10 protein-coding genes are annotated in these 14,565 nt (G+C 43.1%); 4 read left to right on the top strand and 6 right to left on the bottom strand.

The genetic code is table 11. The features are described from left to right. Window positions 1-93: 93 nt before the first annotated feature. On the top strand, window positions 94-786 hold the full coding sequence (locus CJ190_RS01285) for a response regulator transcription factor (protein ID WP_064292366.1): 693 nt from the start codon (window positions 94-96) through the stop codon (window positions 784-786). After that, entirely contained in the window at window positions 783-1,679 is an 897-nt protein-coding gene (locus tag CJ190_RS01280) for a sensor histidine kinase (RefSeq protein WP_064292365.1), read from the top strand. The genes CJ190_RS01285 and CJ190_RS01280 overlap by 4 nt, the downstream gene beginning before the upstream one ends. A gap of 59 nt (window positions 1,680-1,738) precedes the next feature. On the opposite strand, the gene CJ190_RS01275 is transcribed toward CJ190_RS01280, so the two are convergent. The 5 genes from CJ190_RS01275 to CJ190_RS01255 form a co-directional block, all read right to left on the bottom strand. After that, window positions 1,739-2,518: an ABC-2 transporter permease gene (locus CJ190_RS01275; protein WP_064292364.1), complete on the bottom strand. Its 780-nt coding sequence runs from the start codon at window positions 2,516-2,518 to the stop codon at window positions 1,739-1,741. Between the two features lie 3 nt (window positions 2,519-2,521). Beyond that, window positions 2,522-3,442 carry an ABC transporter ATP-binding protein gene (locus CJ190_RS01270; protein WP_064292363.1) on the bottom strand — a complete coding sequence of 307 codons (921 nt, stop codon included), beginning with the start codon at window positions 3,440-3,442 and terminating at the stop codon, window positions 2,522-2,524. Window positions 3,443-3,712: 270 nt separating this feature from the next. Continuing rightward, the gene (locus CJ190_RS01265; protein WP_064292362.1) at window positions 3,713-4,726 is read right to left on the bottom strand and encodes a lipoate--protein ligase; all 1,014 of its coding nucleotides are present in this window, start codon (window positions 4,724-4,726) and stop codon (window positions 3,713-3,715) included. 218 nt (window positions 4,727-4,944) lie between these two features. Beyond that, window positions 4,945-9,057, bottom strand: coding sequence for a pneumococcal-type histidine triad protein (locus CJ190_RS01260; RefSeq protein WP_432628852.1), 4,113 nt, complete (start codon window positions 9,055-9,057; stop codon window positions 4,945-4,947). 47 nt (window positions 9,058-9,104) lie between these two features. Continuing rightward, a complete protein-coding gene (locus CJ190_RS01255) occupies window positions 9,105-10,013 on the bottom strand; it encodes a metal ABC transporter solute-binding protein, Zn/Mn family (protein WP_064292381.1) in 909 nt (302 codons plus the stop codon). Window positions 10,014-10,267: 254 nt separating this feature from the next. Between CJ190_RS01255 and uidA the strand changes: the two genes are divergently transcribed. Together uidA and CJ190_RS01245 are read left to right on the top strand one after the other, a co-directional pair. Next, window positions 10,268-12,103, top strand: a complete 1,836-nt coding sequence (gene uidA / locus CJ190_RS01250) for a beta-glucuronidase (protein WP_064292360.1) — start codon at window positions 10,268-10,270, stop codon at window positions 12,101-12,103. 246 nt (window positions 12,104-12,349) lie between these two features. After that, window positions 12,350-13,852: a DUF1846 domain-containing protein gene (locus tag CJ190_RS01245; RefSeq protein ID WP_064292359.1), complete on the top strand. Its 1,503-nt coding sequence runs from the start codon at window positions 12,350-12,352 to the stop codon at window positions 13,850-13,852. 37 nt (window positions 13,853-13,889) lie between these two features. Here the strand turns inward: CJ190_RS01245 and CJ190_RS01240 are convergent, their stop codons facing one another. Beyond that, a complete protein-coding gene (locus CJ190_RS01240) occupies window positions 13,890-14,564 on the bottom strand; it encodes a potassium channel family protein (protein ID WP_060777688.1) in 675 nt (224 codons plus the stop codon). Between the last annotated feature and the right edge of the window lies 1 nt (window position 14,565).

Genomic DNA, 14,565 nt, shown 5'->3' with positions numbered 1-14,565 from the left:
CCTTATATTATAAACTTCGCTTGAGAAATAAGAGAATAATCAGCCTAGTCCATGTTACAATACTGGTAAAAATCAAGTGAAAGGCGTGGTTGCATGAAACAAATCATGATTGTGGAAGACAATGATGACATTAATACAATGCTTAAAGATCTCCTAAGTCAGGATTATCAAATCCAACAAGCTTTTTCCGGGACTGAGGCCATCCGCCTCTTTGACCAAGAGGACATTGACCTCGTCCTCCTAGACATTCTCCTGCCGGGCAAGAAAGGTGACGAAGTCCTAGACTATATTCGTCAAAAGAGCCAAATCCCCGTCATCATGCTGACAGCCCTGGGGGATAAAGACCTGGTCAGTGAATACCTCTTAAAAGGAGCCAATGACTACATCACTAAGCCCTTTAACAATAAAGAAGTCTTAGCCCGGATTACGGTGCAATTGCGGCAAAGCCACCAGCAGACTAAAGACCCGTCAGACCAAGTCATTGACTTTCAAGCCATTCACTTTGATCCTAGGCAGTTTCTTATCTATAACGACCAAGAGGCTATCCGCCTGACTAAAATCGAAGCCAAGATCTTTCACAAATTACTCAGCCATCCCAAGCAAATTTTCACTAAAGAGCGCCTCTATGAATCCATCTGGCAGGCGCAATACATTGCCGAAGACAACACCTTAAACACCCACCTCTCCAACCTGCGTAAGAAATTGAGCCAATTAGACCCTAGCCAGGACTATATTGAAACCATCTGGGGGATCGGTGTCAGACTAGCGAGGGGGGACCAAGAATGACCCTGCTACTTAGCATTCTGCTTTTAGTCTTGCTCTACCGCTATCTGAAAATGAAAAAAGCTCTACGGGATTTAAGCCAGGACATGGCCTACCGGCGAAAAGAACAATCTAACCGCCTGCTCACTAGTCCCCTGAATGATAAGGTCATCCACCAAGTGGTTAGGGAAGCCAACCAGCTCTTCGACGATTTGCAGACTTTGCGGATTAAGAACCTCCAAGAAAAAAATAGTCTCGACCAAGCCATCCATAATATTGCCCATGATATCAGGACTCCTCTTACCGTTGCCAGCGGCTACTGCCAGCAGCTCTTGGATTCAGAAGGCAGCTTAGACCCGGTTGAAAAAGAAAAGTTATTGAAAATCAACCAACATCTCAGCCAAGTCGCCTATCGTTTAGAAGAACTACTCAGCTATCAAAAATTGATTGAAGGACAAGTCCAAGTGGAGTTGAAGCCAGTAGACCTCAGCCAAGTGGTAAAGGAAAACTTACTCCATTACTATGACCGCCTGAATGATGATTTTCAAATTCACTTAGCTATTGAGGAAGCTTGCTATATTGACAATAATCCAGACCTATTGAACCGGATCCTGGATAATTTACTGGGTAATGTAATTAAGCACGGTCACTCCACATTAAGTATCCAGGTCAAAAAAGACCAGGATGAGGTCTGCTTGACCCTGTCGAATCAAAGTCAGCAAGTCGTCCAACATCTAGACCAATTAACCAAACGTTTCTACGCAGAAAATCTTGCCAACGACCAACTCTCTTCTGGACTGGGCCTCTTTATCATCCAAGAATTAGTCGATCTCACTAAGGGTCAGCTTAGCATGACCTACCAAAAAGGTACCTTCACCAGCCAAATCACTTGGCCAGCTAGCAAACTTACAGATTAACAACAAATAACCGACCCCCAGAATTAGAGGTCGGTTTTTTTATTAATCAATAGCTAATTTTAGAAATCACGCTGTTTAAATGATATTAGAGCGATTAAAAGGCAGACTGCAATTACTAAGAGGGCTAAGGGAGTAAATTCTAAGAAAAACTCACTGTCCAGGGTTAAGGCACCCGCTTGGTTGAGCATGCTTTGGAAATTCAGGTAGGCGAAAATTTTACTTTCAGCAAAGTAAGCAATCTGAACGACTGTTAGCACCAAGGGTACGACAATAGTCGCTAAGATACTCCACACATTGGAGAGAGTTAGGAATATCACCAGCATCGTTACCGCAAAGACGCCTTGAAGGGAGAGATACTGCACCAAGAATACCCCGATAAAATTACCCAGCCAGTCTAAGCTTAAGGGATCAAAGCCATTAGTAAAGCCCGCTACCAGGTAGGTAGTCCCGTAATAGAAGATGAATTGCAGGACTGTCACCATCAGGAAAACACTATACTTGGAAAAGAAGTAATGGGTCCTGGACATCCCGCTACTAATAATATTCTTTAAGGTCCCACTATTTAAATCTGCTCCTACAGTCATATAAAAGAGGGGGAGGGAAAAATAGATTAGAAAGGCAGCCATGGTTGATATGGCCATCACGGCTTGGTGACTGGTCCAGGCCATTTCTTGGATCACTTCGGTCCTTTGAGCGATTTCCTGAGCGTTTTGCTCAGAGACTGTCATCGAAAAAACACCCTTATCCCAAACACAAAAGGCGACCACCAGAATCAAAACCAGCTGGGTAATGTAAAAGCCCTTGCTATGAAATAATCGATAAAAATCTGCTCTCAACATGGTCTATTGGTCTCCTTTCTCTTCGACAATGCCAGTAAAATAATCCTCCAAATTTTTGTGAGAGAAATAAATGGCATCGATAGGCACATCCGCCTGACTAAAGAGCTTCATGTAAGGTTGAATCTTTTGGTCAGAGGTGAAAATATGGATGGTTTCTTCATCCACCACTTTAAAATTCGACTGCCCTTGTTCAGACAATAGACGGCTAGCCTGGGGCACTTGACTGGTTTGTAAGACAATATACTCCCGGTTCATTTGCTCAAATTCCTCTTTAGTCATTTCTTGGATAAGCCGCCCCTGGTTAATGAAGCCAAAGCGGCTAGCTGTTTGATAAAGTTCAGAAAGAATATGACTAGAAATGATAATAGTCATTTGTTTTTCCTGGCTTAGCCGTTTAACTAATTGACGGAAATGGCTGATGGCAATCGGGTCTAAGCCATTGATCGGTTCATCGAGAATTAGTAGGTCAGGCTGGGTTAATAAGGCAATCCCAATGCCTAATTTTTGTTTCATCCCCATGGAAAAGGATTTATAGGCTTTCTTGCGGTCTTGGGTCAGGCCAACCAAGTCTAAGGTTTCCTTTACCACCTTGTCCTCATCAACCACTCCACGTAATTTACAATAATAGTGTAAATTTTGCTCTGCAGTTAAGGCGTCATAGGCCACGGGACTTTCAATGACTGCCCCGGTGCGTTCCAAGGCCTTGGTCCACTCCCGACTACTTTCCGAATGGAACAAAGACACTTTACCCGAGCTTGGTTTGATCAAACGGACAATTGCTTTGAGCAGGGTAGTTTTCCCTGCCCCATTACGCCCGATTAAGCCGTAGATTTCTCCTGCCTTAAGACTTAGAGACACTTGGTCTAAGGCTACTTGCTTACCGTAAGTCTTGGTCAGCTGGTCAACTCTTAGCACTTCTTCCATGCTAATCCCTCACTTTCATATCTGATCTCTTCTTGACACTATTTATTATGCCAGCCGCTTCTCAATAGATTCCCAAGCAATTCTAAAGACTTTCTAAAGAAATCAAAACACAAAAAAGGAGCTGTAACTGGGAACTGCCTTCCTATCCGTTAGGCAAGCTTTTCCACTTAATCACAGCTCCAGTTTAATTATTCAGTTTTTATCCACAATCCGCTCGTTTATTGAGGATCTTTCACAGTTTTTCCTCAAAATATCCCCAGGCTAGTGTGGCTAGGCTTCTTGGAATACAATATCCACTAATTCTTCCGCAGTGATATCGCCGAGATATTTATTTAGGTCTAGATCACTTAGGGCATCAACCATGGCTTGACGGTCGTATTTGACACCATCCAAGGCTTCTTCCACATCAGAAATTTCTCCTAGACCGAAGAAGTCCCCGTAGATCTTCGCTTGGCTAATGACTCCCTTAGAAACATTCAATCGCAAGTCCACAAAACCAAAGGGGAATTTATGTGAACCTTGGATATCAAAGTCAGGGGATTGTCCATAATTCCAGTCCCAATTTCCCATCCTTTCAGCCCGCAAATCCATTACTCCTTGCCAAATTTCAGGGGTTAATTTTAGCTCAGGAACTTCTTCACGGGACTCAACTCCAAAGATTTCTAGTAGAATCCGGTCACGGAATTCTTCTGTGGAGAGGTTCTTATACTCTTCGTCGACAAAGGGTTTGATATTGGTTACCCGTGAACGAACCGACTTAATCCCTTTAGATTCGAATTTTTCCTTACGAGGTTTAAGGGCATTGTTGACCTCATTCAAATCCGCATCAAATAGAATGGTCCCATGAGCCGTCATCCGACCATCCTTAGCGTACATAGCGTTACCGGAAAATTTTTGGTCGCCAATCACTAAGTCATTACGACCCTTTAGGGCAGCGCCTTCCACCCCCATCTTATGGAGGGCATCGATCACCGGTTTCGTAAAGGAAGCAAAGTCACGGAAACTGCCATCATCATCTTTAATAAAGCAGAAGGAAAAGTTGCCCCGGTCATGATAAACCGCTCCCCCACCTGACATGCGACGAACCACTTGGATATTATGCTCATCCACATAACGTTGGTTAATCTCTTCATAAGTATTTTGGTTGCGGCCAATAATAATCGAAGGGTCATTGATATAAAATAGCAAGATAGGTTCATCGACTAGGCGGTTTTCAACCAAATAAGTCTCCAAGGCAATATTAACCGAAGCATCGTAGTGATTATTATTATCTACAAAAATCATTGTTTTCCTTCCTCTCATGACAATTTATATTTAATAAAGCTTACCAGAGCTTATTATAGCAAATTTAACTGATAATGAAAGCGGTTGATAAGAGAAGAACCTACAAAAAACTCCCCCTAAAGTTTTAGCTTGTTTCAAGTTAACTTTAGCGGGAGTGCCTCACCTTAGTATCACGACTTCAAGAAACTCCTTAGCGATAAAACCTGAATTTTCTCTGCTTAGTCTGCTGCCTTGACCTCAGTGGTCAGGTTGGTCTCACTATTTTCTGGTAAGACTTGTTTATTATCAATTGTTTCGACTTCAGTATTTTCTGAATTTACTGCTTCAGGAAGCAGCTTTTCTGCTACTGGATGCTTGTCCTCACTATGACCTAAGGACTGATTGTGATTGCTTTCAGAAGTTAAGTTGGCCTTTTCTTGCTCACGAGATTTGAGCACAGCTTCCACTGCAGCAACTTGGTCAGGACTTAATTCACTGGCCTTTTTAGCCTGTCCGGATTCTGGCTTATAAACTGTCAGCTTATATTCAGTGCCGAAGATTTCAAAGATGTAGCCTCCAGCAGTTCTGGATTTTACTTCTTCAGGGTTAAAGCCATGCGTAGCGAGAAAGGCTTCTTTTGCCGTTTCAATCCGTTCAGCATCGGTTTTTTGCTCGGCAGCTGCTTTTGAATCGGTGGCTTGGTCTTTTTCTGGGACCTTGCTATTTCTTTGCTGCAAGACTTCTTCTACCGCGGCAATCTGTTCTTTTGAGAGTTCAGACTGACTGAAGTACTGGTTGCCTTGGCCAAATTGGAAGAGGTATCCGCGTGAAAAGCGGCTAAGCACTTTATCTGCTTGGAAATTCTTCAAGAAAAGTTGCCGTTCAATTTTTTCAACTTGGTAATCGGATAAAGCTTCAGCTGGGTAGACCACGGACTTTCCATTTACTTTAAAGTGGTAACCAGCGCCATCCTTGCTTATCACTGCTTGAGGATCAAGTGTTTTTCTAGCTAAGACCGCTTCGACTGCAGCAATTTGGTCCGGTCTTAATTCAAATGGATAGACATAAAATTCCTTGCCATTGTCAGCTTCGAAGACGTAACGGTCATCACGCTTGTCAGGCACAACACTTTCCGGATCGATTTGAGGGCTTTGATCCTTAGTCTTTTCAACTGCTATTCCCTGCTCTTCCATCCATTCTTCCACTTGGGCAAGTTCATAGCCCTTTAATTCGCCAAATTCAATATAGTGGGTATGGGCATGGCCGTTAGCTCGGTGCTCGGTGGTCACACCATGGTCATCCACCCCTAAGATATTATCTTTACTGAACACATAGCCTTCAGATCCAGTATTATAAGGTCCTGGCTGGAGCCCCTTACCGAAAGCCTTATACTTTTTACCATTAAAGCTTACATAGAAATCCTTGTCATCCGCCGATTGTTTATGAGGGACACCAAAACCATTTTTAGGCGGCATTTTTGCTTCAGGATGAGCGATTAAATAACGCATACTTGCCTTAGCCTTTTCGATTTTCTCCTTATCTTGGTTAAACCAAGCATTTAAATGGATATCTTCGATTTTGTGCCAGTGGTCAATATGGTAAACCAGGAAAGCCCCATTTTCTTCTCTTTCCGGATAGGCCATTTGTATATTCACTGCAGCCAATTGCTGAGGGGTAAAGAGGCCTTCAGGAATAGTGGTAGCTTTTGGCTCCTCTGCTACAAGCTTTTTCTTATTTTCATCTTGGTTATTTTTAGAAGAGCTAAATGAAACTCCTTCATAGTCGATTGGCAAAGCAATCTCATCGAGTTTTTTAGCAATCGTTTTATCCGCAAGAACAGCAAGTAACTGGTCACCATCACGTATAACCTCTTTATCTTGGAGACCATGTTCCAATTTGAACTGACTCAATTTTAAACCTAAAATATAGTCTTTATATTCTTGAGCAGTAGAAAAATCGCTCGCTCTTAAGTAGGAAGGATAGTCCGATAAATTCTTCATATGGCTATGGTTACCATGAGGAACAATGACTTTATTGCCGGTCACTTTAAGATCGGCCTTCTTAACGCCACTCTCCAAAGCGATTAAAGAAAGTTTCTTATCGATTACATCAGCGGAATCCTGACTGCCTTCCACACGCTTAATTTCCTTTTTTCCACTATTTACATAATCTTGTGCTTGACGAATCTCTTCATCATCCAAATCAGCAAAGGGAACATAGTGACTGTGATCACCGTGTTGGGTGATAAAACCGTTACTGTCGTACTCTACGATCGACTCTGGACTAAAGCGATAGCCATCATCAGTAGTATAGGCTTTATGATCTTTCCCTTTGGCGGATTTAACGATTTTTTGAGCTAGAGCAAGGAAGTTTACCTTATCTTGGTCTTTCTCCTCTTGGCTATCGTCCACCTGGCTGGCTTGGTTTTTAGACTCATCTTTTTGACTATTTATCTCTTCACCAGGAGAGTTTGAAGGCTTACTTTCCTGACCTGTTTTCCCAGTTTGGTAAATATAAGAAGGATTGTTGAGATGAGCCTCCGTTGCAGCAATTTCAAGAGCGGATAATTCTTGCAAAGGAATCACATGATGATGGTCACCATGGGGATGAACATAGCCAAAATTGGTCTTGCGTGTCACTTTCATCGGATCGAATAACAAGCCATCCCCTTCCCTATGGCGTTCTTCTAGCGGAAGGGCGTAGAGTTCGTCCAACATTTGCTCTAGCGTTTTTTGAGTATTTGCCTGACTTTGCTTTAGATCTTTTTGCACTTGTCCTTTATTTTCTTGAGAGTGATCGATTTGGCTAGGTTTAAAACTTGGTTTATTCACTTGCGGGCGAACTGGGTCTAAGGGTCTAATGATCTTTTCGGTCTGCTCTTGCTTCGATTCCGCTTGTCCACTACTCTTATTAAGATATGCCTTGGCTTGGGCGCGTTCATTAGCACTTAAATCACCCTTAGGCACATAGTGGAAGTGATCACCGTGCTTACAGATATAGCCATCGCCTTGGTCGGAAACAATAGATTCAGGGGTGAAAATATAACCATCATCGGTAGTATAACGTCCCTGACGTCGCGCTTCTTCTAAGGGAGACAGATCCTTCCCTTGATCTTTATTGCCTTGGCCATGCTCTTGGGCTTTCTGTCCTGCTGGCTCTTTTTTCTCAGGCTGAGACCCCGTTTGCGATTTTTTATTAGACACTGTCGTTTTTGAATGGTCTTTAGGCGCTTGGTAGTGGTAGTTTCCAGCCTTTAAATAAGCTTCAGTGGCCGCAATTTCTAAATCAGATAGTTGGTCAAAAGGAATAATATGGAAGTGGTCCCCATGGGGAAGCACATAGCCGAAATTGTTTCTTTTGGTGACTTTGACCGGATCAAAAACTAAGCCATCGGACTCCACATGGCGTTGATTCATTGGCAGCTTATAAAGTTGGTCTAATAAACCGTCTAAACCAGGCCGTTGTCCCTGACTGGCTTGGGAGGATTGCTGGTTGGCTTGATGTTGAGGGCTTATTTGACCCGTTGATCCCTGTGGATTTTGCCAGCTATTATTCCCATGTACCAGACCAGCATAAGGACTATTATTTAAACGTTGGCTAACGATGCTTTGTCCACTACTATGCGAAGGGCCCGCTGATCCTGGCTGGGAAGATCCTGATCTTCCAGCCATATAGGCCGCTGCGGCCGCCCGTTCTGCTGGAGAAAGATCTGCCTTAGGTACATAGTGGAAGTGGTCGCCATGGGCACAAATATAAGCATCCCCAGTATCTTGTACAATGCTACCCACGGTAAAGACATAGCCATCATCGGTGGTATAACGCCCTTGGGCTTTAGCTGCTTGGACAGCTTGGGCCTCAGCTTTAGTCATAGCATGTCCTCCGTGGCTACCGTCTTCTTTAACATTGTGCAGTTTTCTTTGCTCTTCAATTTCTTCCTTGGTCCGCACATTAACGGCCTTATTAGGATCTTTTAGATAGAGATAATATTTTCCATTAACCTTAATGATATAGCCATCCCGAACTTCGTTAACGATATCTTCTTGACGGAGTTTGTAGTTGGGGTCTCGCATAATCAATTCTTCACTAATAATGGCATCATAAGGAACCTTACCATTGTAATAATGAAAATGGTCACCGTGAGAAGTAACATAGCCATCATCAGTGATCTTGACCACGATTTGTTCTGCTTCGATTTCATCATCTGCATTAGACAATTTCTTGACTTCAGCCCCATCTTTTCCTAGACCTTGGTCAGCCACATAATTAATCGTCGATTCATTGCCTGAATGCCCCTGGGAGTAGCCCCAATAATAGCCCCCTCCTAATAAGAGCGCTGAGGCTGAACAAGCCAGAATGGCTTGCTTAATGTTTTTCTTCTCCACAATTATTCACTCACTTTCTATTTTTTATCCTCTTGTAAATGCTTCAAAAGGGTTTGTAAATTCATCTCGATATTTCCTAAGAGTCCTTTGTCATTTTGGGGGTCAGCTTCCAAGGGACTTAGGGTATCCAATTGAGCCCCCGTCGCTTGGGAAATGACCTCAGCAATTTTAGTAGAAACTTGCGGTTCAACGAAAATGGTCTTGACCTGGTAAGTTTTTACAAAGTCTTGAATTTCAGCCATTTGTTGGGCACTTGGTTCTTGTTCTGGCGAGATCCCCGATATGCCTAATTGCCGTAAGCCAAAGCGATTAGCTAAATAAGAAAAGGCCGTGTGCTGAGTGACAAAGGTTTTTTGCTTGAGCTCTTTAAATTGATCTTGGTATTTATCCACTAGGTCTTGGGCCTGGGCTTGATAGTCGTCAGCGTTCTTTTGATAGATTGCTGCATGGTCAGGATCAATCGCACTTAATTGCTTAGCAATACTTTGCACCTCTTGACCGACAAGTACCGGATCAAGCCAGGAGTGGGGATCATAGAGCGTTTTTTCATCGACTTCTTGACCAGGGTCGAGGTCTTCTAAGCCAGGAACCTTGTCTAAAGTTAAGTTTTCTGACCCTTCGATAACTTTGACTGGAGAATCTTTCAGGTTTTCCTTAAGGTTCTTGGCCCAACCTTCCAAGGTCCGCGAATGATAAACGAAGACATCTGCCTTTTCAATGGCAGCAATATCATTAGCTGAGGGTTCAAAGGAATGAATCCCCGCTCCACTTTGAATCATTTGCACAGTATTCAAGTCTCCCGAAACCGCCCGGGTCATTTCATAAATTGGGTAAAAACTGGTGACAATATTTAGCCCCTTGACTTCTTTATCCCCAGTATTCTTCGTACAAGCACCAGTAAGCACTAATAAAGCGAGTAAAAGCATGCTAAAGACTAGGCTTTTAACCGATTTTTTCACTTGATTTCCTCCTCTTATTTTTTAAATCGTAACTCTTACGATTTATATTATCGATTCTTCCGATCGAAGTCAATAGTAAATCGTAAATATTACGATTTGTTTTTTATTGGCGCTTTTATTTCTGTTTCTACAAAAGGCCTGTTAAAGTAATAACAAGAAGATTTTTTTCTAACCCTGACCAAGAGGCCTGTTAAGAGAAAATCCATAGAAAGGAAATGAAGATGTTATATCCACAAACTAACTCATGTCGTAGTGTCCTATCACTGGATGGCACTTGGCGCTTCCGCATTAAAGAAGACCAAGAAAGTTACGATCCTAAGGACCCCTTAGACCATTGGCAAAGTATTGCGGTCCCCGCCTCCTTCAATGACCAAGTAGCTGACCCAGCCATTCGCAACCATGTCGGCTACTTTTACTATCAAAGGGACTTCAGCCTCCCCAAGACTTTAGCTGACCAAGATATTTTTCTCCGCTTCGGTTCGGCAACCCATGAGGCCTGGGTTTTTGTCAATGGTCAAGAAGTGGCCCACCACCGAGGGGGCTTTACTCCCTTTGAGTGTAAGATTACAGACGCGGTTTCTTTTACTGAGCCTAACCGTTTAACTGTCCTGCTTTCCAATATTCTTGACCACACCACCCTACCCGTGGGGCACTACCATGAAAGGAAAGATGCCCAAGGAAAGATCCAACGAGAATTGGATGAGAACTTTGATTTCTTCAATTACGCTGGGCTTAACCGTTCCATTGTCATCTATACCAGCTCTAAAGCTGCCCGCTTAACTGACCTCACCATCTTGCCTGACTTAAATGATTCCTTAGACCAAGCTAAAGTTAGCTTCGATGTTTCGATTGATTCTCAGGTTATTGATGAACTGTCTTATCAAATAAGCATTTACGATGAAGCTGAAAAGATAGTTGCCGAGGGAAAGGCTAATGAGAGTGAATTTTACCTAGACCAACCCCAGCTCTGGCAACCACTCAATGCCTATCTCTACACTGCCCAAGTCGACCTCTACCAAGACGGACAACTGGTGGACACTTACCGGCAAGACTTTGGGATTCGCAAGGTAGAAGTCAAAAATGGCCAATTTCTAATTAACCAAGAACCCTTCTATTTCAAGGGGTGTGGTAAACACGAAGATAGCTACGCCCATGGTCGTGGTTTTGATCCTGTGTATAATGTCTTGGATATTAACCTCTTAAAGAGCATGGGAGCTAACTCCATCCGCACCTCACACTACCCTTATTCCGAGGAAATGATGCAAGTCTGTGACCGGGAAGGGATTGTCGTTATCGATGAAACCACCGGGGTGGGAATTATGTCCTCCTTTGGTTTTAATATGTCTAACTTTGACCCAAAAACTTACCGCGATGACACTTTCCAAGAACTCGATACCCAAGCCGCCCATGAACAAGTTATCCGCGAATTGATTCAAAGAGATAAAAACCACGCTTGTGTAGTGATGTGGTCCTTGGCTAACGAAGCAGCCACTTTCAATCCTGAAGCCCACGATTATTTTGCTCCGCTCTTTGACTTGGCCCGGTCCCTCGACCCCCAAAAACGTCCTTTAACCATGATCAATATCCTCTTAGCCACACCGGATACTGACCAATGTTCTGACCTGGTTGATGTCATCTGCCTTAACCGCTATTGCGGTTGGTATACCCAAACCGCTGATTTTGACTTAGCCGAGGACTTGAGCTTAAAAGAATTACAAGACTGGCAAGCCCTCTATCCAGATAAACCCATCATGTATACCGAATACGGGGTTGATACGGTTGCTGGCCTCCACGCCATCGAGCGCCAACCCTTCACGGAAGAATTCCAATGGGACTACTATGTCATGATGTCTCGAGTCTTTGACCAGGTGGATAACTTTGTCGGCGAGCAACTCTGGAATTTCGCTGACTTTCAAACCAAGGTTGGCGTCCAACGGGTTCAAGGCAACAAAAAAGGTATCTTTAACCGGGCCAGGGAACCAAAAATGGTGGTTCGTCTCCTTAAGGACCGCTGGCAAAAGATACCAAACTTTAATTATAAAACAAAAGCTAACTAAGCCTAATTGATAAAATCATTTAAAGCAAAGCTGATTTTTCTGTGCCAAAAGCTTGAAATAAGGGGAATCAGTCTTTGCTTTTTATCGTTTTTGACTAATATTTTACGAGAATTATTTTTTTCTACTGTGCAAGCGAGCTTTTTCGTGTATCATATTGTAGGTGTTCATTTGTTGGACTGACACATGAACCGAGACAAGTAACGATCACTTGATCGTTAATAAAAAAGAGAAAGTGAGTGTAAGAGTATGGGTAAAATTGGTTTTGACACTAAAAAGTATCTTGAAGAACAGTCAAAGTATATCTTTAAGCGCGTTGAAGGCAAGGACAAGCTCTACCTGGAATTTGGGGGAAAATTAATCGGCGATAAGCACGCCAAACGGGTCCTTCCAGGTTTCGATGAAGATGCCAAATTGAAACTCTTGGAGAGAATGAAGGATCAAGCTGAAATTATTATCTGTGTCTATGCTGGAGACATTGAAAGTAACAAGATGCGGGGCGACTATGGCATCACTTATGACCTTGAAGTCTTACGTTTAATCGACGAATACCATGCCTTAGATATTTCTGTTAACAGTGTCCTTATCACCCGCTATCATGGTGAGGCGAATGCCACAAACTTTATGCATAATCTCGAACGACGGGGGATTAAGGTCTACACCCACCAAGAAATTAAAGGCTACCCCACTAACGTTGACCTTTTAGGGGAAAATGGTTTTGAAGTCAATCCTTATATTGAAACCACAAAACCGATTGTGGTTGTCTCTGGTCCAGGTGCCGGCTCTGGGAAACTAGCCACCTGCCTTAACCAGCTCTACCATGAATGGAAACGTGGGGTCCGGGCATCTTACGCCAAATTTGAAACCTTCCCAGTCTGGAACCTCCCCCTCAACCATCCCGTTAATATTGCCTATGAAGCAGCTACGGTGGACTTAAAAGATGTCAATATGATTGATAATTATCACTACGATGCCTATGGGGAAGTCGCTGTTAATTACAACCGCGACTTAAAGATGTTCCCAGTCATCCGCCGCATCTTACAAAGCATTACCCATGAAACCGTCTACCAATCCCCTACCGACATGGGTGTGAACTGTGTCAAGGCTGGCATTATTGATGATGAAGTGGTCCGTCAGGCAGCTAATGAAGAAATCATCCGACGTTCCTTCCAAACAGAAAACGATTATAAGAGTGGTCTGGTCGATGAAGAAGCCTTGTCACGGATGCAATTAATTATGGAAGATTCTAATCTCAAGCAAGAAGATCGCATTCCTGTCAAAGAAGCCCGCCAATATGCAAAAGAAGTCCAAGACCGCTTCAATTCCGAAGAAGACCAACCCGTCATGGCCTTGGCTTTAGATGATGGTCAAATTGTTACTGGGCGTAGCAGTGACCTGATGGATGCATCAGGTGCAGTCATCCTAAACAGCCTAAAAGTACTGGCTGGCATCGCTGACCCGATTAACCTTCTATCACCACTTATTTTACAAACCATCCAAGAACTCAAAACTGGTCCTTTAAGTGACCGGACACCGATCCTAACTGCCAATGAATTACTCATTGCCCTAGCTATTTCAGCGTCAACCAATCCAACCGCCCAAATGGCTTATGACCAATTAAAAGCCCTGGACGGCACCCAAGCTCACTCAACCTACATACTCACTAAAGACAATGAAAAAACCTTAAAGAGTTTAGGTATCGATGTCACTAATGACCCTGTCTTCCCTAATGAAAATCTCTATTACCAATAAAAACAAAAAAACAGGCCGTGGCCTGTTTTTTTGCTTATTATAAACGTTCTAAGTAATCAATTTGATCAAATTTTTCATTATTGGCTACAGCCACGATAATATCGTCTTTAGCAAAACGATAATCCGGTTGGAATTGGGTATTTAGGGTTTCCTTTAGATGTTTCCTAATCCCGATAATATTGAGATCGTACTTCTGTCTGACATCTAATTCATCCAAAGTGACATTGACCCATTTTTCCGGAGCCCGGAATTCAACAATAGCGGTTTCTTCATCCAAATTAATCAGGTCTTCAATGGATTGGCGGCTGATAACATCGGCAATATGGTAACCTGATTCCTCTTCAGGAAGAATCACTCGCGAAACTCCTAGCGCTAACAAGGCTTGGGCAAAACGTTGGTTTTTAGCCTTACAGATAATGTGGTTGACCCCTAATTCTTGACAGTTAATCACACCGAGAACAGCAGCCTCGAGGTTTTCCCCGGTTCCAATCACAATAATATCGCAATTTCCAAAACCAGCTTCTCGCATAAAGTCGAGGTCAGTAAAGTCTCCTACACTACCTATAGTTAGACAATCTTCCAAGTCGTTGACATGTTTTTCCATACGGTCACAAGCAATCACATCAATCCCCTTGGTCGCTAGCCGCTTAACCAAGGCAGATCCAAAGAGACCTAAGCCCATAACACCAATAACACGATTTGCTTTACTCATA

Origin of the sequence: Aerococcus loyolae, assembly GCF_002871915.2 — a bacterium.
GTDB classification, from domain to species: Bacteria; Bacillota; Bacilli; order Lactobacillales; family Aerococcaceae; genus Aerococcus; species Aerococcus loyolae.
This window is presented reverse-complemented; position numbering and strand designations above follow the sequence as displayed.